Genomic DNA, 20,487 nt, shown 5'->3' on the forward strand with positions numbered 1-20,487 from the left:
AGAGGGAAAATAAATTACGTTTTCCCTGTCTTTTTTTTCTCTCTCCCCATCCGTCCCTTGGGGGAGGGGGGGGGGGGGGGGGGGGGGCCCCCCCCCCCCCCCCCCCCCCCCCCCCCCACCGTCCTCTGCCGTCCTCTCGTCGTTTCGTTTCGCAGTTTTCGTCGTTTCCGCCCGTTTCAGCCGCGGCGGCGCAGCCCGGCCGTGACCGCGGCGCCCACGCCTCCGGCCAGGATCCCCGCGCCGATGCGCGTCCGGTTGCGGGACAGCCACTCCTCCACGCTGTCCGGGCGGGACTCCGCGTCGAAGCGGCCGTGGGCCCCGTAGTCGTGGCCGTGGGGTCCGTCCGCCGGGGACCACAGGTTGCCCGCGGTGCCGTGCTCGCCCTCGTCGCGCTGCGCGTCGAACCCCGTACGCGCCAGGTAGCGGTCCAGCAGCCCGGGGACCACGGCGTTGGCGATGAGCGTGGCCGCCGTGGACCCGCCCACCCAGTACTCCCGCCGTCGCGGATGCCCGGCCGCGTGCACGATCGCGCGCGCGGCGACCTCCGGCTGGTAGACCGGCGCGACCGGCCGTGCCCGCCCCGGTATCCGGCTGAGCACCCAGTCGAACTGCGGGGTGTTGAGCGCCGGCATCTGCACCATCGTGGTGCGCACCTTCGAGCCCTCGTGGAGCAGTTCGCACCGCAGCGACTCGTTGAAGCCCTGGATGGCGTGCTTGGCCCCGCAGTACGCCGACTGCAGCGGAATGCCCCGGTAGGCCAGCGCGGAACCGACCTGGACGATCGTCCCGTGGTTCGCGGGGAGCATGTGCCGCAGCGCCGCCCGGGTGCCGAACACATAGCCCAGGTACGTCACCTCGGTGACCCGGCGGAACTCGTCCGGCGTGATGTCCGTGAACCGTGCGAAGACTCCGGTGAAGGCGTTGTTGACCCAGACGTCGATCCGTCCGAACTCCTCCACGACCTGTTCCGCCGCGTCCTCGACCGCCCGCGCGTCCGACACGTCGACGGGGACGACGAGCGCCTCACCCCCGGCGCGCCGCACCTCCTCCGCGGCCGCCGCGAGGCCCTCACGCCCCCGGGCGAGCAACGCCACCCGGTCGCCCCGGGCGGCGAAGGCCACGGCCGCGGCCCGGCCCACGCCGCCGCTGGCCCCGGTCACCACGACCGCCCTGCGGCGCTTCGGCAGGGCTCCCGACCATGCCCTGGCCATGGCGGCTCACCGGCCCCGACGACGCGGCGTCTCGGGGTCCGCTCCGGGGCCCGCGGAACCCGGCGCGGCCGGATCGGTCACGCCCGGCGTGGGCGGGGTGTGCGGCATCGGCGGGTACGGCGTCCCGACGCCGCCCGACGGCGTGCCGTCGGCGTCGCGGCCGGGGGCGCCGTGGTGGGAGAGGGCTCCGTGCCCGCCGGCGCGGGCGGCGCCGCGCAGCAGATAGGCGGCCACGCCCAGCACCCCCGCCGTGATCAGCGCGGCGGCCCAGCCGGGCAACCCCAGCGACAGCGCCAGACCGAGGGCGAGCGCCAGCGCGGCACCCGCGTACAGTCCGGTGGCGCCGGAGGCGGCGTAGAGCGCGGCCGTGCGGCGCTGCTTGCGGGTCTGCTCGCGCAGCTCGTCCCGCACGGCTTCCCGGGCCACCTGCGCCAGCTCGTCGACCAGATGCCTGTCCAGATGTTCCAGGTGATCCAAGCGGTTCATGTCCGCCGGGTACCCGTGCCAGGGCACGCGTAACGGCAGGTGCGCGCCCGGGAACCGGAGGGAAACGATCTCCTTCTCGGCCGGCCCCAACTAGTCTCGTGGGCATGGAGATTCTGGGAGCCACGCTGCGGATCTGCGTCGACGACCTGGAGGCTTCGGTCCCCTTCTACGAGAGACTGACGGGCACCCGCGCGCTGCGCTTCGAGCGCGGCGGGGTCTCGGTGGCCGCGGTCGGCTTCTTCCTGCTGATGAGCGGGCCCGAGTCCGAGCTGGAGATCCTGCGCAAGGTGGCGGCGACGATCGCGGTGAAGGACGTCGAGGAGGCCCACCGGGTACTGACGGACCTCGGCGCGCGTATCGTCGCGGGTCCGGTCCCGACCCCGGTCGGCCGCAACCTCATCGCCGTGCATCCGGACGGTTCGGTGTACGAGTACGTGGACCGCCGCCAGGCGGAATGACGCACTCCACCGTCGTAAAGCCATCGAAACGGCCGGGAAACAACGCGGCGGGACTCTTCCGTGCAACAGCACTGCCCCGGGCGCCGGGGAGGTGACTCGAGCTCGCGGAAGAGGGAAGGTTCATGACGGACACCGTCGACAGGCAGACGCCGCCGGACACCACGAGCCGGACGTACAACGGCTGGACGCGGAACGACACGCTCGAGGACTACTCGCTGCGGTACGCGCCGAAGTCCTTCCGCCGCTGGACGCCGTACGTGGTGGCCACCACGGCCCTGGGCGGCATCGCCTACCTCGCGGACTTCGCCATCGGCGGGTCGATCGCGATCTCCAACGGCTTCTCCAGCGCCATGGTGGCGATCCTGACCGCGGCGGTGGTCATCTTCCTCACCGGCATCCCGGTCTCGTACTACTCGGCGAAGTACTCCATCGACATGGATCTGCTGACCCGGGGCGCCGGCTTCGGCTATCTGGGCTCGACCCTGACCTCGGTCATCTACGCCAGCTTCACCTTCATCTTCTTCGCCCTCGAGGGCTCGATCATGGCGCAGGCCCTGGAACTCGGCCTGCACATACCGCTCGCGATCGGATACATCGTCTGTTCCCTGATCATTCTGCCGCTGGTGGTCTACGGCATGACCGCACTGTCGAAGATGCAGGTGTGGACCCAGCCGATCTGGCTGGTCCTGATGGTCGCGCCGTTCGTGTCCATCGCGATCCAGGAGCCGGGGAAGTTCTCGGAGTTCACCCACTTCGCGGGCGACTCGCCCACCGGGTCGGGCATCAGCATGCTCGGTGTCGGCGCGGGCGCAGGTGTGGCGCTGTCGCTGATCGCGCAGATCGGTGAGCAGGTCGACTATCTGCGCTTCATGCCGGACAAGACGCCCGAGAACGCCGGGCAGTGGTGGGGCGCGGTGCTGTCCGCCGGTCCGGGCTGGGTGGTGCTGGGCGCGGCGAAGCAGATCGGCGGGGCGTTCCTGGCCTTCTACATCGCCGGAAGCGTGGGGCTGGCGAAGGCGAACGAGCCCATCCAGCAGTACGTGCACGGGTTCAGGACGTTCGCGGCGCCGGTCGCCCTGGGGCTGGCGACGTTCTTCGTGATCCTCTCCCAGATCAAGATCAACTCGACGAACGCGTACTCCGGTTCGCTGTCCTGGTCGAACTTCTTCTCCCGGCTGACGCACCGTCACCCGGGGCGCGTCGTCTACATCTTCCTCAACGTCGGCATCGCGCTCGCGCTGATGGAAGGCGGCGTGTTCGGGTTCCTCAACACGGTGCTGGGCTTCTACTCGAACGTGGCCATCGCGTGGATCGGCGCGGTCGTGGCCGACCTGGTGATCAACAAGCCGCTGGGGCTCAGCCCGTCGTACATCGAGTTCAAGCGGGCGCACCTGTACAACTTCAACCCGGTCGGCTTCGGCTCGATGCTGATCGCCTCGGCGGTGTCCATCGCCGCGTACTTCGAGGCGTTCGGCGCCTACGGCAAGGCGTACTCGCCCTTCATCGCCCTGTTGCTGGCCATGGTGCTCTCGCCGCTGTTCGCGGTGGCCACCAAGGGCAGGTACTACATCGCCCGCGTCGACGCCCTCGACGAGCCGCTGCTCGACGAGCGGGGGCTGCCCTCGGCGGCGACGCTGACCTGCTCGGTGTGCGCGGACACCTTCGAGCGCCCCGACATGGCGGGCTGCCCGTTCCACTCCGGGGCTGTCTGCTCGCTGTGCTGCAGCCTGGAGAAGGACTGTCACGACGCCTGCAAGAGCGGCAGGCGCAGCGGGCCGGTGAGCCTCGCGACGCCCACCGTGCGGTCGGCGGGCTGACGGCCGTACGGGAGCCATCACCGCTGAAGCACCCCTCAGGTGCGGACCATCTCCGCGGTGATGGCCCAGCGCTCGTGGTCCCGCCAGGCCCCGTCGACGAAGATCATGTCCGGTGAGAAGCCCTCCAGGCGGAAGCCGCAGCGCCGGGCGAGGCCGATCGACCCGGTGTTGCGGGGCTGTGCGTTGATCTCCAGCCGGTGCAGCCCCAGCGGCCCGAAGGCGTACCGCACCACGAGGTTCAGCGCCTCCGTCATCAGCCCGCGCCCGGCGGCGTGCGCGAAGGCGCCGTAGCCGAGTGCCCCGCTCTGGAAGCCGCCCCGGACGATGTTGTTGATGTTGATGTACCCGGCGATGGCCCCGGTCTCCTTCTCGCAGACCAGGAACCCCGCCCTCGTCGGGTCCTCGATGAGCCGCCCCGCGTAGGCGGCGTACGCCTCGCGGGTCGTCGGCGGGAACAGCCACGGGCGGTGCAGTTCCCTGCTCTCCCGGGCCCGGGCGGTGAACTCGGCCGCGTCGTCATGGGTGAAGGGGCGTATGCCCACGCGGGGCCCTTCGGCGAGGTATTCACGGGTGTCGGACACGGCGCCACCGTACGTGATCCGCCGTCACCGGCGTCGGCTGACGAGAAGCGCGCCGCACAGCGCCCCGATCACCCCCGTACCCAGCAGCGCCAGCCACAGCGGCATCGTCACCAGCGGCACGAACAGCCGGATCCGGGTGCGCTGGGTGTTCTCGAAGACGAGGACCAGCACGAGCGCGGCCAGCACCAGGACGGCGGTCCCGCGCGGTGTCGCCCACGGCCGTCCGTGGTGCGCCGCGCCGCTCGCGCCCGCCGCTCGGGAGGTCTTCGCCCTCATGGGCCCAGGATGGACGGGCACGGCACGGCGCCGCTCGGCGGGTGCGGCGGACGGGTGAATCCCCCTCACGCCAGCGCCGGGACCTCCAGCGTGAGCGTCCCGGCGTCCGCGTCCAGTTCCGCGGCGACGCCGAGCGGCATCGTCGGGGCGCCCTCACCGTGGCCGAACCCGAACCGCTCCACGACCGGTACCCCGAGCCCGCCGAGCCGGTCGCCGAAGACGGCGCGCAGCAGTTCGTACGGGCCGCACTCCTCCCAGGAGCCGAGGGCGATCCCGGTGACCTTCTCGAACCGGCCGGAGCGCAGGAGCTGGGTGAGGAGCCGGTCGACGCGGTAGGCCCCCTCGCCGATGTCCTCGAGCAGCAGCAGCCCGCCCGTCTCCGGGGAGCGGGCGTGCGGCGTGCCCCGTTCGGCCGCGAGCAGGGCCAGGCATCCGCCGGAGGTGACGCCCCGGGCGCGGCCGGGCACGAGCGCGGTGCCGGAGGAGGCGATGGTCGTCACGGACTCCGGCTCGAAGAGGGTGGCCCGCAGGTGGTCCTGCGTGCGCGTGTTCTTGAGGAAGTCGGCGGCGGACACCATCGGCCCGTGCAGCGTGACCAGGCCGAGGCGGGCCGCGAACGCCTCGTGGAGCGCGGTGATGTCGCTGTAGCCGACCAGCACCTTGGGCCCGGCGGCGCGCAGCGCGTCCCAGTCGAGCAGGTCCATCATGCGCTGCACCCCGTACCCGCCGCGGGCGCAGAGCACCGCGGACACCTCCGGGTCGCACCAGGCGGTCTGGAAGTCGGCGGCCCGGTCGGCGTCCGTGCCCGCGAGGTAGGGGAAGTCGGGGTGCCGGTCGAGCACGTGCGGGGCCACGACCGGGTCGAGGTCCCAGCCGCGGAGGATGTCGAGGCCGGCGGCGAGCCGCTCCTCGATCACGGGCCCGCTGGGCGCGACGACGGCCACGCGGGCGCCGGGGGCGAGCCGGGGCGGCCTGGTGAGGGGGGTCACTCGGTGAGCTCCAGGGTGGGGATGCCGGGCGGGTTGAGCCCGAAGACCTGCGCGTACAGGGACAGCTCGGCCTCCAGGGCACGCACCATGGTCTCAGCCCGCCGGAAGCCGTGCCCCTCGCCCTCGAAGGCGAGGTAGGCGTGCGGGATCCGCCGCCCCCGGAGCCGGGCCAGGAACCGCTCGCACTGCGCGGGCGGGCAGATCGGGTCCTCGAGCCCCTGCAACAGCAGGAAGGGGACGGTGATCCGGTCGGCGTGCTCCACGGGCGACCGCTCGGCGTACCGGCCGGGCACCTCGGCGTACGGTCCGACCAGCGTCTCCAGGTACCGCGACTCGAAGTCGTGGGTCTCCCCCGAGCCCCAGCTCGCCAGGTCCAGGACCGGGTAGACGATCGTGCCGCAGGCGTACACGTCGGTCGACGTCAGGGACACGGCCGCGGTCCAGCCGCCGGCGCTGCCGCCGCGCACGGCGAGCCGGTTCCGGTCGGCGGTGCCCTCCTGGGCGAGGGCGAGCGCGACGGCCGCGCAGTCCTCGACGTCGACGACGCCCCACTGCCCGCGCAGCCGGTTGCGGTACGCGCGTCCGTGGCCGGTGGAGCCGCCGTAGTTCACCTCGGCGACGCCGATGCCGCGCGAGGTGAAGTAGGCGATCTCCAGATCGAGGACGAGGGGGGCACGGCCGGTCGGCCCGCCGTGCGCCCACACGACGTACGGCGGCAGCTCGCCGTCGGGCGCGGCGCACTCGGGGTGGCGCGGCGGGTACACGTGCGCGTGGATCTCCCGGCCTCCGGGCCCGGCGAAGGTGCGGATCCGGGGCTCCGGGTAGTAGGCGGGGTCGACCGGGTCCTCGTGCGCGGCGCCGATCACGCGGGCGTGGCCGGTGGCGGTGTCGAGCTCGACGACCTCGTACGCGGTGTGCGGGCCGGCTCCCACGGCGACGACACGGCTGCCGTGCACGGCGAGCGTGGCGGCGAACTCGGTCCAGGGCCCGGGCACGTCGACGACCTGGCGGCCGACCGGGTCGAGGATCCCGAGCCGGCCCGCTCCCCTGCCGTGCACGACGGCGACCGTGCCGTCGTCCAGGGGCGCGAACCACTGCAGTCCCACCTTCCACAGCGGCCCGCCGAACTCCTCCTCGCGGGGACACAACGGCGCGCCGTCCCGGTAGAGGTTCCACCAGCCGGTGCGGTCGCTCGCGTACAGCAGGGAGCCGTCGGGCGCCCACTCGGCCTGGGCGATCGACTCCTCGGGGCCGCCGGCGACCGTACGCGGCTCGCGGAGCGTGCCCTCGCCGGTGACCTCGGCGAGAAGCAACTCGGTGCCGTCCCACGGCATGCGCGGATGGTCCCAGGCGAGCCAGGCCGCTTGCCGCCCGTCCGGTGAGAGGCGGGGGCCGGTGACGAACCGGTGACGTGCTTCCGCCAGTTCGCGTACCCCGTCCCGGTCCTCGGCCGCCGAGCCGTCCAGCGGTACGGCGGCCGGCACCCGCCGCACGTCCGTCGGCCCGTCACCGGTGAACTCCTCCAGTACGCACCACACCTCACCGCGCTCCACGTGCAGCCGGGGGTCGACCCAGCGCAGCCCGCCGCCCACCGGCGACAGCGGGGTGAGCGGTCGCGGTCGGCTGCCCGGCGCTGTGGGCTCGTAGGCGTACAGCCGCTGGTCCGCGAAGTGCACGAACACCACCAGCGGCCCTTCGGGGCGCATCACCCCGGCCCAGGGCCGGCCGCCGTACTCCATGACCCGGCTGCGCACGTTCCACGGCGGGGGCAGCACCGAGACCTCCCGGCCGTCCGCCGTGCGCCTGACGAGGGTGCGCCGGCCGCCCTCGGCGGGGCGCGGCTCGGTCCACCACGCCTCCTCCCCCACGAAGCCAACCGCCTCCGGCTGCCCGCCGTGCGCGGCGGCGAGCGCCGCGTCGACGGGCGAGGGCCATGCCCCGTACGGCAGGATCCGCACCATCTCCCCCGTCCCTCCTAGGCCGTGCGCAGAAAGCGGTCGAGGACGCGGACGCCGAAGTGCAGCGCCTCCACGGGCACGCGTTCGTCGACACCGTGGAACATCGCCTGGTAGTCGTAGCCCTCGGGCAGCTTCAACGGCGTGAACCCGTAGCCGGTGATGCCGAGGCGGGAGAACTGCTTGGCGTCCGTGCCGCCCGACATGCAGTACGGCACCACGTGGCCCTCGGGGGCGAACTCCTCCACTGCCGCCCGCATCCGCGCGAACGTCGGCGAGTCCACGGGGGCCTGGAGGGCGGCCGTCCGGTGGTGGAACTCCCAGTCCACGTCCGGCCCGGTGAGTTCGTCCAGTGTCGTGCGGAACTCGTCCTCGGTGCCGGGCAGACAGCGTCCGTCGATGTGGGCGACGGCCTCGCCCGGGATCACGTTGACCTTGTAACCGCCGCTCAGCATGGTCGGGTTGGTGCTGTTGCGGACGGTCGCCTCGACGAGCGCGGCGGCCGGGCCGAGCTTCTTCATCAGGCCGTCCACGTCGTCGAGGTCGGCCTGAAGCCCGTGGAGCGCGGCGAGTTCGGTGAGCGCGGCGCGCACGGTGGGGGTGAGCCGGACCGGCCATTCGTGGTTGCCGATGCGGGTGACGGCGGCGGCGAGCCGGGTGACCGCGTTGCTGTGGTTGACCTTGGAGCCGTGGCCCGCCCGGCCGCGCGCGGTCAGCCTCAGCCATGCGGTGCCGCGCTCACCGGCCGCGACGGGGTAGATCTGCCGTCCGTCGCCGGCGTGGAAGGTGAAGGCCCCCGACTCGCCGACGCCTTCCGTGCACCCCTCGAAGAGGTCCGCGTGCCGGTCCGCGAGGAACCCGGCGCCGTCCTCGGCGCTGGCCTCCTCGTCGGCGGTGAAGGCGATGACGAGGTCACGCCGGGGCCTTGCTCCCGAGCGCGCCCAGTGCCGTACGACGGCGAGGATCATCGCGTCCATGTTCTTCATGTCGACCGCGCCCCGGCCCCACACGACGCCGTCGCGCACCTCGCCGGAGAACGGGTGGACGCTCCAGTCCGCGGCCTCGGCGGGCACCACGTCGAGATGGCCGTGGACGAGCAGCGCGTCGGCGGAGGGGTCGGTGCCCTCGATGCGGGCGACGACGTTCGTCCGGCCCGGGGTGCGCTCCAGCAGTGCGGGCTCGAGCCCCGCCTCGGCCAGCCGCTCGGCCGCGTACTCGGCGGCGGGCCGCTCCCGGCAGTCGCCGCCGCCGCGGTTGGTGGTGTCGACGCGGATGAGGTCGGAGGTGAACCGCACGACCTCCTCGAGTGCCTGCCGGTCAGCCATACTGCTCCTCCAACGCGGCCGAGACGATCGTGGTGACCGCCTTGAAGGTGCGGATGCCCTCGTACATGGTCCCGCTCGTGTACGCCACCTTGCGCTCGCCGATCCGGTCCACGCCGGGTACGACGGTGGCGGCCATCGCGAGCTGCTCGGCGTCGAACTCGAGGGCGATGGTGAACGGGCCGTTGTCGACGGGCTTGTGACGCACCGCCAGGGAGGCGGCCTCCTTGGCCGCGGCGCGGATGTCGGCGGCGGTCCTGGCCGGGGTGCGGCACACCGCCGCGTACCGTGACACATGGTCCTTGACGGCGACTTTCAGCGCCTCGGGCGCGTACCCGAGCGCGTCCTCGCAGGCCACGTCGTCGCCGGTGACGAGGACGACGGGCACGCCGTACTCGGCGACGACGTGCGCGTTCAGCAGGCCCTCGCTGGCGCGGACGTCGTTGAGCCACACCCCGGTGATGGAGTTGGCGAGATACGTGTGGGCGAGCACGCCCTCCATGCCCGCCCCGGCGTGGTAGCCGACGAACGCGATGCCGTCCACGTCGCCGTGCTGCACGCCCTCCACCATGGAGAGCGACTTGTGCCGTCCGGTGAGCATCTGCGCCCTCTCATCCAACTGTTCGAGGAGCAGATTGCGCATGGTCGAGTGCGCCTCGTTGACGAGCACCTCGTCGGCACCGCCGTCGAGGAAGCCGAGCACGGCGGCGTTCACGTCGGAGGTGAACATGGCCCGGCACCGCTCCCACTGCGGGGTCCCGGGAATCACGTCGGCCGGCCAGGTGACACCGGTGGCGCCTTCCATGTCGGCGCTGATGAGGATCTTCATGCCGAGCCGTCCCCACGCAGGTCGGAGGCTTGTCGTCCGGCTGGTGACGGCGGCGTGCTACGGCGTGCAGCGGTGACGGAGATCTCCATGCTCGGTCACGTTACGCGCCCGGGAGGAAGGCGGCCACGAAGGCGGGACATCCGGGCCCGTCGCGTTCCCGGCAACCGCTCGATCACGCCCGCAGGGGATCGCCGTGACCGGGTATGCCCATCCTCCGTCCGTACATCGTCAACGTGTGGTGTACGTGCGATGGTTGTGACGCCACCGGGGGCGGCCGGTACCTGCCCGACGGGGCCGCCTCGGCGTACGGCCCGGCGCTGCACTCGAACCCGGTCCTGTCCGGCACCACGCCCGTCGGCTGGACCGCCGTGTTCCTCAACGGCGGTTACGAGCCGCACTACACGGCCTCCGTCTACGCGATCTGCGCCAAGACCGGCTGACTGATCGCTCCGGAGCGGGACGCCGGGACCGTCCGGACCCGACCGGGCGTCCTGGGGGTGGGAACCCGTCCCAGGACGCCCGGACCGGCGACGCGGACCGGCGACGCCGTCCGCTCAGCGGTAGAGCGCCGGACGCTCGATCAGTTCCACCTCCGTGCGCCGCCCCTCGGCCTGGGCGCGGACGCCCGCCTCGCAGACGGCCGCCGCCGCGTAGCCGTCCCAGACGCTCGGGCCGGTGACCTCGCCGCGCCGGGTGGCGTCCACCCAGGCCTGCACCTCGCGGTCGTAGGCCTCGGCGAAGCGCTCCACGAAGTCCGGGGCGATGGTGCCGCCCCAGCGGCCCGCCATGTTGGTGACCATGGCGTGCCCGTCGCCGATCCGGGCGGTGCCCGACTCGCAGACCACCTCGGCCTGCACCTGGTAGCCGAAGCCGCAGTTGACGAAGATCTCGACGTCGACGAGCGCGCCGCCGTCGGTCTCGAAGACGACGAACTGCGGGTCCGACAGGCCCTCGGGAGCGTTCCCCGACGGTGCCGGGCGCAGCACCGTCACCGCCGTGATCTCCTGGCCGAGCAGCCAGCGGGTGACGTCCATCTCGTGCACGACGGAGTCGTTGATGAGCATGGCGTCGGTGAAGCCGGGCGGACTGCCCGCGTTGCGGTGCCGGTTGTGCAGCATCAGCGGCCGGCCGAGCTGGCCGCTGTCCAGCAGCGCCTTCAGCTTGATGTACTCGGCGTCGTAGCGCCGCATGAAGCCGACCTGGACGCGCCGGTGACCCAGCTTCTGCTCGGCCTGCAGGATCCGCAACGCGGAGGCCGCGTCGGGGGTGAGGGGCTTCTCGCACAGCACCGGCAGGTCGTGCTCGAAGGCGGTGAGCAGTGCGGCCTCGTGTGCGGGGCCGGGCGAGGCGATCAGTACGGCGTCGACGTCGGCGGCGGCCATCGCGGCGGCCGGTTCGGTGTAGGCGGTGCAGCCCTCGACGCCCGCGGCGACGGACTTGGCCCGTTCCGCGTCGACGTCGACGACGGCGGCCACCCGCGCCCCGCTGATCACCTCGTTGATGCGGCGGACGTGGTCGGCGCCCATCCGCCCGGTTCCGATGACGGCGACTCCGAGCGTTCCACGCTGAGTCATGGTGGTTGGTGGTCCCTTCGGAAGGTCAGGCGCCGCAAGAGCGGAGGAACTTGCGGGTGCGCACGGCGATGGGCAGCGGCTTGTCCGGCTCGCAGGGGTACATGTCCTGCTCGACGATGGCGAACAGGTCGACGCCGAGGCCCTGCGCGGCGGCCAGGACCGGCTCCAGCGCCGGCACGCCGGCCGGGGGCTCGCACATCACGCCGCGCTGCACGGCGGGCCCGAACGGAACCCCGTTGCTGACGACGTCGGCGAGAATCGCGGGGTCCACCTGCTTGAGGTGCAGATAGCCGATGCGCTCGCCGTAGGTCTCGATCAGCTTGACGCTGTCGCCGCCGCAGTAGGCGTAGTGCCCGGTGTCCAGGCAGAGGTTGACGAGGTCGGAGTCGGTGGAGTCGAGGAAGCGCTCGACGTGCTCCTCGGTGTCGATGTGGGTGTCGGCGTGCGGGTGGACGACGATGTCGAGGCCGTACCTCTCCTTGACCTCGTGGCCGAGCCGCTCCATGCCCTTGGTCAGGTGCGCCCACTGCTCGCCGGTGAGCTCGGAGGGCTCCAGGATCTCGGCGGTCTTGTCGTCCCGCCAGAAGGAGGGGATGACCACGAGGTGCTTCGCGTCCATGGCCTGGGTGAGGGCCGCGACCTGGCTGACGTGCTCCCAGGTGGACTCCCACACGGACGGCCCGCGGTGCAGGGAGGTGAAGACCGTGCCGGCCGACACCTTCAGGTTCCGCTTGTTCACCTCGTCGGTGAGCCGTGCCGGGTCGGTGGGCAGGTAGCCGTATGGGCCGAGCTCGATCCAGGAGTAGCCGGCCTCGGACACCTCGTCCAGGAAGCGGTCCCAGGGCACCTGCTGCGGGTCGTCGGGGAACCAGACGCCCCAGGAGTCCGGGGCGGAGCCCACCCGGATGCGGTCCAGGGAGGGGACGGTGGTCATGTCAGGAGTTCCCTTCGGGTGATGCCGCCACGGGTGCCTGGAGGTCCTTCGCGTCCGGGAGCTCCTCGACGTCCACGCCGCTGACCTGCGCAAGTTCGTGCTTGAGTGCGGCGAGTTCGGCGCCGCCTGCCATGTGGTTGGTCAGTTCCTCGAGGCTGACCTCGTCGCGGGAGGCGTTCAGCTCCATGGTGCCGAGGCGCAGGACGCTGAAGTGGTCGCCGACCATGTAGGCGTGGTGCGGGTTGTGGGTGATGAAGATGACGCCGAGGCCGCGGTCGCGGGCGGCGGCGACGTACTTCAGGACCACTCCGGACTGCTTGACGCCGAGGGCGGCGGTGGGCTCGTCCAGGATGAGGACGCGGGCGCCGAAGTAGACGGCGCGGGCGATGGCCACGCACTGGCGCTGGCCGCCGGAGAGGGTGCCGATGGGCTGCTCCAGGTCGTCCAGGACGATGCCCATGTTGCGCAGTTCCTCGTCCGCGGTCTTCTTCATGCGGGCGATGTCGAGGCGGCGGAAGGGCCAGGGACCCTTGGTCATCTCCGAGCCCAGGAAGAAGTTGCGCCACACCGGCATCAGCGGCACGGTGGCCAGGTCCTGGTAGACGGTGGCGATGCCCTTGTCGAGGGCTTCGCGGGGGCTGGTGAACTTCACGGGTGCGCCGTCGACGAGGAACTCGCCCTCGGTGTGCTGGTGCAGCCCCGAGATGATCTTGATGAGGGTGGACTTGCCCGCGCCGTTGTCACCGAGGACGCAGGTGACCCTGCCGGGGTGGACGGCGAGGTCGACGCCGTGCAGGGCCCGGATGTTGCCGTAGGACTTGCCGGCGCCGCGCAGTTCCACGATGGGGGCCCGGTCCGCCGGGGTGGCCGTGCCGTTGGTCTGGTCGTGGTCAGCGGTCGTCATGGTGGTCACCTCCGGGTCGCGGACTTCTGGACCCACAGATTGATGAGCGTGGCGCCGAGGAGCATCACGCCGAGGAAGGCCTTGAACCAGTCCGGGTTCCAGCCGGCGTAGACGATGCCCTGGCTGACCATGCCGAACATGAAGGCGCCGAAGACCGGGCCGATCGCCGAACCGTAGCCGCCGGTGAGCAGGCAGCCGCCGATCACCGCCGCGGCGATGTAGATCAGCTCCTGGCCGACGCCCTCGCCGGACTGCACGGTGTTGAAGGCGAAGAGCTGGTGCATGCCGACGAACCAGGCGCCGAAGCCGACCAGCATGAACAGCGAGATCTTGGTGAACTTCACCGGGACGCCGACGGCCCGGGCGCTGTCCTTGTTGCCGCCGACCGCGAAGATCCAGTTGCCGTACTTGGTGCGCAGCAGCACCCAGGTCGCCAGGGCCGCGAAGAACAGCCACCACAGGACGGTGATCTTGAACTGGACGCCGCCGACGGTGAAGCTGGACGAGAAGACCGCCTTGGCCTGGTTGAAGCCGTCCATGTCGCTGATGTCGTCGGTCGCCACGTTGCCGGTGACCAGCTTGGTGACCGCGAGGTTGATGCCCTGCAGGCCGAGGAAGGTGCCGAGGGTGACCAGGAAGCTGGGCAGTCCGGTGCGCACCATCATCCAGCCGTTGAACGCGCCGATCGCGAGCGAGACCACGAGGGCGACGACCACGCCGACCCAGACGTTCATCGTGAGCTGGAAGCTGACCATGGCCGCGGTCAGCGCCGAGGTGATCACCGCGACACCGGCCGACAGGTCGAACTCGCCGCCGATCATCAGCAGGGCCACGGGCAGCGCCATGATCCCGATGGTGGACGACTGGTAGAGGACGGTGGCCATGGCGCTGCCCGTGCGGAAGGTGGGGGCCATGGCGAAGAAGAAGACGAACACGGCGACGGCGCCGAGGAAGACGCCGACCTCCGGCCGGGCGAGCAGTCGCACCACGAGGGAGCGCTGCGCGGTCCGGCCGTCGCGTTCCTTGGGGCCGGAGGCCGGCGGTGAGGCCACCGCCGGCACAGCCTGCTGAGTCATGGGATCACCTCGTGCCCTTGGCGGCGAACGTCGCGATGGTGTCGACGTTGGACTTGTCGACGAAGGCCGGGCCCGTCAGCACCGGCTGCTCACCGCCGCCGCTGTAGTTGCCGTTGTTCTTGTAGAGCCACAGGGAGTCGATCGCCAGGTAGCCCTGCAGGTAGGGCTGCTGGTCGACGGCGAACTGGATGTCGCCCTTCTTGACGGCGTTGGTCAGGTCCTTGTTGAGGTCGAACGTGGCGACCTTCGCCTTGCTGCCGGCGTCGGAGACCGACTGCACCGCGGTCAGGGCGTACGGCGCGCCCAGCGTGGCCACGTAGTCGATGGAGCTGTCCTGCTTGAGCTTCGCGCTGATCGTCGACTTCACGGACGGCATGTCGGTGCCGTTGACGTACAGGATCTGCGTCTTGCCGGTGAACGTCTTCTTCAGGCCGTCGCAGCGCTGGGTGAGGCCGACGTTCCCCTGCTCCTGGATCACGCACACGGTGTTCTTGGCGCCCAGCTCGTTGAGCCGCTTGCCGAACGCCTCGCCCGCGACCGTCTCGTCCTGCCCGAAGAACTCCATCAGGCCCAGTTTCTTCCAGTCGCTCAGACCGGAGTTCAGGCCGACCACGGGTATCTTCGCCTGGGTGGCCTTGCCGATGACGTCCTTCATCGCGTCCGGCTTGGCGAGGGTGACCGCGATGCCGTCGACCTTCTGGTCGATCGCGTTCTGCACCAGGTTGGCCTGGTTGCCCGCGTTGGGGTCGCTGGAGTAGACGAGCTTGATGTTGTCCTTGGCCGCCGCCGCCTCGGCTCCCTTGCGGACGATGTCCCAGAAGGTGTCGCCCGGTGCCTGGTGGGTCACCAGCGCGACCGTCATACGGGGCGTGCCGGCCTTGCCGGCGGAGACGCCGGAGCTCGCGTCCTCCGCCTTCTTTCCGCCCGAGCTGCTGGAGCAGCCGGCGACGAGCAGCGCGGAGGCGGCGGCCAGCGCGACGAGCGGGGCGACTCTGTGGGAGCGGCGAGGGTGAAACGTGCGGTCCATCTTTTACCTGCACCTCACTGTGCGACCGAGGGGAGGGGGAGGGCCGGCGCCGGACGGGACCCCGCTCGGGGCCCGGACGGACATCCGGGTCGTGTGCCGGTGAATCCGGCGGTTTCGCTGGCACGGGATACAAACCCCTGTCGCACCCGGCTGTCAATACTTTGTTAAGACATCATTTCAGAAGCAGGTCCGAATGTAAGTACAAAGCCTTGACAGACACTCCTCGCGCGGCCTACACCTGTGAGGCACCCGGGGCCGGATGCCCACCCTCCCGCGCCCGGTCGCCCGCATCCCCCGCATGAGGAGCGTCGCACATGACTGAGCCCGCCGAACATTTCGATCTCATCACCATGGGCCGCATCGGGGTCGATCTCTACCCGCTGCAGACCGGTGTGCCGCTGCCCCAGGTCGAGACCTTCGGAAAGTTCCTCGGCGGCTCGGCGGCGAACGTGGCGGTGGCCGCGGCACGGCTCGGCCGCAACACGGCGGTGATCACCCGGACCGGGAACGACCCCTTCGGCGCCTATCTGCACCAGGAGCTGAAGGAGTTCGGCGTCGACGACCGGTTCGTCACCCCCGTGGACGCGTACCCGACCCCGATCACGTTCTGCGAGATCTTCCCGCCGGACGACTTCCCCCTGTACTTCTACCGCCGGCCCAAGGCCCCGGACCTGGAGATCCACACCGACGAGCTGGACTTCTTCGCCATCCGCTCGGCCCGGATCTTCTGGATCACCGGCACCGGCCTGAGCGAGGAGCCCAGCCGCTCGGCGACGCTCGCCGCCCTCAAGGCCCGCGACAAGTCCGGCACCACGGTGTTCGACCTGGACTGGCGCCCCATGTTCTGGACGGACCCGGAGGCCGCGCGCCCGTACTACCGAGAGGCGCTGCGCCACGCCACCGTGGCCGTCGGCAACCTCGACGAGTGCGAGATCGCCACCGGCGTACGCGAACCGCGGGCGTGCGCCGAAGCGTTGCTGGAGGCCGGTGTGGAGCTCGCGGTCGTCAAGCAGGGTCCCAAGGGCGTGCTCGCCGTGCACCGCGACGGGTCGACGGCCGAGGTGCCGCCCGTGCCGGTCGAGGTCGTCAACGGGCTCGGCGCCGGGGACGCCTTCGGCGGCTCCCTGTGCCACGGGCTGCTCGCCGGCTGGCCGCTGGAGAAGACCATGCGGTACGCCAACGCGGCCGGCGCGCTCGTCGCCTCCCGTCTCGCCTGCTCCTCCGCGATGCCGACCGAGGCCGAGGTCGCCGACCTCGTCGCCCGCGGCTGACCGTCGCCTCGAGGCCTCTCGCACGCGGCCCCACGGCCGCCACCCCTGAACGGAGCCTGACTTGAGCATCAGCATCCCCGACCTCGCCACGGTCCGTGCCCGGCACCCGGAGGCCATCGCCGAGGCCGCCGCCCGCCGGGTGCGCCGCCCGCTGATCGGCGACAGCGGCCGCCTCATGATCGTGGCCGCCGACCATCCGGCCCGCGGTGCCCTCGGTGTCGGCGACCACCAGCTGGCCATGGCCAACCGTGCCGATCTGCTGGAACGCCTGTGCATCGCGCTGTCCCGGCCGGGCGTGGACGGGGTGCTGGCCACCGCCGACATCCTGGAGGATCTGCTGCTGCTCGGCGTCCTGGACGACAAGGTTGTCATGGGCTCCATGAACCGCGGCGGCCTGGCGGGCGCGTCCTTCGAGATGGACGACCGCTTCACCGGGCACCGCGCCGAGGACATCGAACGGCTCCGTTTCGACGCGGGCAAGCTGCTGCTGCGCATCGACTACGACGACCCGGGCTCCCTGAAGACCCTGGAGTCCACGGCCAGAGCCGTGGACGACATGGCCGCGCGCCGGCTGCCGCTGTTCATCGAGCCGTTCATATCCCGGCGTGTCGACGGCCGGGTGCGCAACGACCTGAGCGCCGAGGCCGTCACCCGGTCCATCGCCATCGCCTCCGGCCTCGGCGGCACCTCCGCCTACACCTGGCTGAAACTGCCCGTCACCGACGACCCCGACGACATGGCCGAGGCGCTGGAGGCCTCGACGCTGCCCGCCGTGCTCCTGGGCGGGGAGGTCGGCAAGGACCAGGAGGGCGCCTACGAGAAGTGGCGCAAGGCGCTGCGCCTGCCCACCGTGCAGGGCATGGTCGTCGGCCGGTCCCTGCTGTACCCGGCGGAAGGCAGCGTGGAGACCGCGGTGGACACGGCGGTCGGACTGCTGTGACACCGCCCGAAGCCACCGCACCGAACGCCAGGACGCCACGAACGTCACGAACGCCACGGAGAAGGGCATCATGACCACCGCGCACCACCTCCCCGCAGGCAAGGCCGCAACCGGCGCCTACGCGGTCGACGTCACCCCCGAGTCGGCCGGCTGGGGCTACTCCAGCCTGAAGGTGCTCGAACTGCCGTCCGGCGGCTGGCACTCCTTCGACACCGGCGACAGCGAGTGGATCGTGCTCCCGCTGTCGGGCTCCTGCACCGTCGCCGTCGGCGGTGACACGTTTCGCCTGAACGGCCGCGAGAGCGTCTTCAGCGGCGTCAGCGACTTCGCGTACGCGCCGCGCGACGCGCAGGTCTCGATCGCGTCCCGGGACGGCGGCCGCTTCGCGCTGACCGGCGCCCGCTGCGAGCGCCGGCTGCCCGCCCGCTACGGGCCCGCCTCGTCCGTCCCGGTCGAGCTGCGCGGCACCGGCAACTGCTCCCGCCAGGTCAACAACTTCGGTGCCGCCGGCGTCTTCGAGTGCGACAAGCTGATCGCCGTCGAGGTGATCACCCCGGGAGGCAACTGGTCGTCCTTCCCGCCGCACAAGCACGACGAGCACCGCCCCGGCGAGGAGTCGGAGCTGGAGGAGATCTACTACTTCGAGTTCGCCGCCCATGAGGGCACCCCCGGACTCGGCTACCAGCGGGTCTCCCCCTCCGGCCACGGCACCGGCACCGATGTGCTGGCCGAGGTGCGCGACGGTGACGTCGTGCTCATCCCGGACGGCTGGCACGGACCGTCCATGGCGGTGCCCGGCCACGACATGTACTACCTGAACGTCATGGCGGGCCCGGACCCCGACCGCGCCTGGCTGATCTGCGACCACCCCGACCACGCGTGGATCCGCGGCACCTGGCCGGACCAGCCGGTCGACCCCCGTCTCCCCCTCTACACGGCACCGGAGAAGCCCTGATGAGCACCACTACCCGCCGTCTGACCGTCGCCCAGGCGCTGGTGCGGTTCCTGTCCGTGCAGTACACCGAGCGCGACGGGGTACGCCACCGGCTCATCGCCGGCACCTGGGGCATCTTCGGCCATGGCAACGTCGCCGGCCTCGGCCAGGCGCTGCTCGAGGCCGGCGAGGACACCATGCCCTTCCACCAGGGCCGCAACGAACAGGCCATGGTGCACGCCGCCGTCGGCTACGCCCGCCAGCTCAACCGGCTCTCCGCACAGGCGGTCACCACCTCCATCGGCCCGGGCGCCACCAACCTGGTCACCGGCGCGGCCCTGGCCACGATCAACCGCCTCCCGGTGCTGCTGCTGCCCGGCGACTACTTCGCCACGCGCGCCGCCGACCCGCTGCTCCAGCAGCTCGAGCACCCGGTGGAGGCCGATGTGTCGGTCAACGACACCCTGCGCCCGGTCTCCCGCTACTTCGACCGGATCACCCGTCCCGAGATGCTGATCCCGTCCGCGCTGAACGCCATGCGGGTCCTCGCCGACCCGGCGGAGACCGGCGCGGTCACCCTCGCGATGCCGCAGGACGTGCAGGCGGAGGCGTACGACTGGCCCGAGGAGTTCTTCGCCGAACGCGTGTGGCACGTACGCCGTCCGGCGCCCGACCCCGTGGAGCTGGCGGAGGCGGTCCGCGCGATCCGTGCCGCCGAGCGGCCGCTGATCGTGGCGGGCGGCGGTGTGCACCACAGCGAGGCCGAGCAGGCCCTGAAGGCGCTGGTGGACGCGACCGGCATCCCGGTGGCCTCGACCCAGGCCGGAAAGGGCTCACTGCGCCACGACCACCCCGCGGACCTGGGCGGAATCGGCCACACCGGCACGGCCGTCTGCGACGACATCGCCCGCACCGCCGATCTGGTCATCGGCGTCGGCACCCGCTACAGCGACTTCACCACCGCGTCGAACACGCTGTTCCAGAACCCCGGCGTACGGTTCGTCAACCTCAACATCACCGCCTTCGACGCCCACAAGCTCGCGGCCCTCACCCTGGTCGCGGACGCCCGGGCGGGCCTCACGGCACTCGCCGAGGGCTTGGCCGGCCACCGGGTCGGCGAGGCGTACGAGGCCGAGTACCGCGCGGGCAAGGAGCGCTGGGAGCAGATCGTCGAGGCCGCCTACCGAGCCGACGACGAGAACTCCGTGCCGACCCAGACGCAGGTCCTCGGCGCCCTGGACGCGGTCGTGGGCGACGACGACGTGGTGATCAACGCGGCCGGCTCGCTCCCCGGCGACCTGCACAAGCTGTGGCGGGCCCGCTCGCCGCGCCAGTATCACCTGGAGTACGGCTACTCCTGCATGGGCTACGAGATCCCGGCCGGCATCGGTGTCCAGCAGGCCGCGCCCGGCACGGCGGTGTGGTCGCTGGTCGGCGACGGCACCTATCTGATGATGCCGACGGAGATCGTGACCGCGGTCCAGGAGGGCCTGCCGGTCAACCTGGTCCTGATCCAGAACCACGGCTACGCCTCCATCGGCGGCCTGTCGGAGGAGACCGGCGGTGAGCGGTTCGGCACCGCCTACCGCTACCGGGCCGCCGACGGCACCTTCACCGGGGCGCCGCTCCCGGTGGACCTGGCCGCCAACGCCGCCAGCCTCGGCATGGACGTGCTGCGCGCCAAGACCGTACGGGAACTGCGCGACGCCCTGGCCGCAGCACGCGCCTCCGACCGGCCGACCTGCGTGTACGTCGAGACGGACCCGACGCCCACCGCGCCGCCCGCCGAGGCCTGGTGGGACGTGCCGGTCGCCGAGGTCGCCTCCCGCGAGGCCGCCGTGTCCGCCCGCGAGCGCTACGACCGCCACGTCGCCGGCCGCCGGCGCCACCTCTGACTCCCCCG

20 protein-coding genes are annotated in these 20,487 nt (G+C 71.6%); 7 read left to right on the forward strand and 13 right to left on the reverse strand.

The annotated features are described in order from the left end of the window. Positions 1 to 176: 176 nt before the first annotated feature. Entirely contained in the window at positions 177 to 1,211 is a 1,035-nt protein-coding gene (locus tag ACZ4SW_RS24215) for an SDR family oxidoreductase (protein WP_468249159.1), read from the reverse strand. A gap of 6 nt (positions 1,212 to 1,217) precedes the next feature. Continuing rightward, entirely contained in the window at positions 1,218 to 1,697 is a 480-nt protein-coding gene (locus tag ACZ4SW_RS24220) for a phage holin family protein (protein ID WP_468249163.1), read from the reverse strand. A 104-nt stretch (positions 1,698 to 1,801) separates the two neighbouring features. On the opposite strand from ACZ4SW_RS24220, the gene ACZ4SW_RS24225 reads away from it, so the two are divergent. Continuing rightward, the gene (locus ACZ4SW_RS24225) at positions 1,802 to 2,155 is read left to right on the forward strand and encodes a VOC family protein (protein WP_468249168.1); all 354 of its coding nucleotides are present in this window, start codon (positions 1,802 to 1,804) and stop codon (positions 2,153 to 2,155) included. Between the two features lie 122 nt (positions 2,156 to 2,277). Beyond that, entirely contained in the window at positions 2,278 to 3,972 is a 1,695-nt protein-coding gene (locus ACZ4SW_RS24230) for a purine-cytosine permease family protein (RefSeq protein WP_468249173.1), read from the forward strand. Positions 3,973 to 4,007: 35 nt separating this feature from the next. Here the strand turns inward: ACZ4SW_RS24230 and ACZ4SW_RS24235 are convergent, their stop codons facing one another. The 6 genes from ACZ4SW_RS24235 to ACZ4SW_RS24260 all read right to left on the reverse strand — a co-directional run bounded on the left by ACZ4SW_RS24235 (position 4,008) and on the right by ACZ4SW_RS24260 (position 9,924). Beyond that, the gene (locus tag ACZ4SW_RS24235) at positions 4,008 to 4,553 is read right to left on the reverse strand and encodes a GNAT family N-acetyltransferase (RefSeq protein ID WP_468249177.1); all 546 of its coding nucleotides are present in this window, start codon (positions 4,551 to 4,553) and stop codon (positions 4,008 to 4,010) included. Positions 4,554 to 4,577: 24 nt separating this feature from the next. After that, positions 4,578 to 4,829: a LapA family protein gene (locus ACZ4SW_RS24240; protein ID WP_468249182.1), complete on the reverse strand. Its 252-nt coding sequence runs from the start codon at positions 4,827 to 4,829 to the stop codon at positions 4,578 to 4,580. A gap of 65 nt (positions 4,830 to 4,894) precedes the next feature. After that, positions 4,895 to 5,818, reverse strand: coding sequence for a S66 peptidase family protein (locus ACZ4SW_RS24245; protein WP_468249186.1), 924 nt, complete (start codon positions 5,816 to 5,818; stop codon positions 4,895 to 4,897). After that, on the reverse strand, positions 5,815 to 7,779 hold the full coding sequence (locus ACZ4SW_RS24250) for a prolyl oligopeptidase family serine peptidase (protein WP_468249190.1): 1,965 nt from the start codon (positions 7,777 to 7,779) through the stop codon (positions 5,815 to 5,817). Before ACZ4SW_RS24250 ends, ACZ4SW_RS24245 begins: the two co-directional genes overlap by 4 nt. 14 nt (positions 7,780 to 7,793) lie before the next feature. Further along, a complete protein-coding gene (locus ACZ4SW_RS24255) occupies positions 7,794 to 9,098 on the reverse strand; it encodes a M20/M25/M40 family metallo-hydrolase (protein WP_468249194.1) in 1,305 nt (434 codons plus the stop codon). Further along, the gene (locus ACZ4SW_RS24260; protein WP_468249199.1) at positions 9,091 to 9,924 is read right to left on the reverse strand and encodes a M55 family metallopeptidase; all 834 of its coding nucleotides are present in this window, start codon (positions 9,922 to 9,924) and stop codon (positions 9,091 to 9,093) included. The genes ACZ4SW_RS24255 and ACZ4SW_RS24260 overlap by 8 nt, the downstream gene beginning before the upstream one ends. Before the next feature lie 203 nt (positions 9,925 to 10,127). Between ACZ4SW_RS24260 and ACZ4SW_RS24265 the strand changes: the two genes are divergently transcribed. Continuing rightward, on the forward strand, positions 10,128 to 10,364 hold the full coding sequence (locus ACZ4SW_RS24265) for a hypothetical protein (protein ID WP_468249204.1): 237 nt from the start codon (positions 10,128 to 10,130) through the stop codon (positions 10,362 to 10,364). A 114-nt stretch (positions 10,365 to 10,478) separates the two neighbouring features. Here the strand turns inward: ACZ4SW_RS24265 and ACZ4SW_RS24270 are convergent, their stop codons facing one another. Genes ACZ4SW_RS24270 through ACZ4SW_RS24290 form a run of 5 tightly spaced genes read right to left on the reverse strand, consistent with a single transcriptional unit; the run spans position 10,479 to position 15,439 of the window. Beyond that, entirely contained in the window at positions 10,479 to 11,498 is a 1,020-nt protein-coding gene (locus ACZ4SW_RS24270; protein ID WP_468249208.1) for a Gfo/Idh/MocA family protein, read from the reverse strand. A 25-nt stretch (positions 11,499 to 11,523) separates the two neighbouring features. Next, positions 11,524 to 12,432 (reverse strand): sugar phosphate isomerase/epimerase family protein, encoded by a 909-nt coding sequence (locus ACZ4SW_RS24275; protein WP_468249212.1) that lies wholly within the window; start codon positions 12,430 to 12,432, stop codon positions 11,524 to 11,526. Between the two features lies 1 nt (position 12,433). Continuing rightward, positions 12,434 to 13,336 (reverse strand): ATP-binding cassette domain-containing protein, encoded by a 903-nt coding sequence (locus ACZ4SW_RS24280; RefSeq protein ID WP_468249218.1) that lies wholly within the window; start codon positions 13,334 to 13,336, stop codon positions 12,434 to 12,436. A 5-nt stretch (positions 13,337 to 13,341) separates the two neighbouring features. Next, positions 13,342 to 14,412 carry an ABC transporter permease gene (locus ACZ4SW_RS24285; RefSeq protein ID WP_468249222.1) on the reverse strand — a complete coding sequence of 357 codons (1,071 nt, stop codon included), beginning with the start codon at positions 14,410 to 14,412 and terminating at the stop codon, positions 13,342 to 13,344. A 4-nt stretch (positions 14,413 to 14,416) separates the two neighbouring features. Then, positions 14,417 to 15,439 carry a sugar ABC transporter substrate-binding protein gene (locus tag ACZ4SW_RS24290; RefSeq protein WP_468249227.1) on the reverse strand — a complete coding sequence of 341 codons (1,023 nt, stop codon included), beginning with the start codon at positions 15,437 to 15,439 and terminating at the stop codon, positions 14,417 to 14,419. A 314-nt stretch (positions 15,440 to 15,753) separates the two neighbouring features. Between ACZ4SW_RS24290 and iolC the strand changes: the two genes are divergently transcribed. From iolC to iolD, 4 genes are all read left to right on the forward strand, one after another. After that, positions 15,754 to 16,710: a 5-dehydro-2-deoxygluconokinase gene (gene iolC, locus ACZ4SW_RS24295; RefSeq protein WP_468249231.1), complete on the forward strand. Its 957-nt coding sequence runs from the start codon at positions 15,754 to 15,756 to the stop codon at positions 16,708 to 16,710. A gap of 61 nt (positions 16,711 to 16,771) precedes the next feature. After that, on the forward strand, positions 16,772 to 17,650 hold the full coding sequence (locus ACZ4SW_RS24300) for a Cgl0159 family (beta/alpha)8-fold protein (RefSeq protein WP_468249235.1): 879 nt from the start codon (positions 16,772 to 16,774) through the stop codon (positions 17,648 to 17,650). Positions 17,651 to 17,720: 70 nt separating this feature from the next. Next, entirely contained in the window at positions 17,721 to 18,605 is an 885-nt protein-coding gene (gene iolB, locus ACZ4SW_RS24305; RefSeq protein ID WP_468249240.1) for a 5-deoxy-glucuronate isomerase, read from the forward strand. Further along, a complete protein-coding gene (gene iolD / locus ACZ4SW_RS24310; protein WP_468249244.1) occupies positions 18,605 to 20,479 on the forward strand; it encodes a 3D-(3,5/4)-trihydroxycyclohexane-1,2-dione acylhydrolase (decyclizing) in 1,875 nt (624 codons plus the stop codon). The genes iolB and iolD overlap by 1 nt, the downstream gene beginning before the upstream one ends. The last annotated feature ends 8 nt before the right edge of the window (positions 20,480 to 20,487 follow it).

The organism is Streptomyces sp. NPDC028331, from assembly GCF_055565775.1.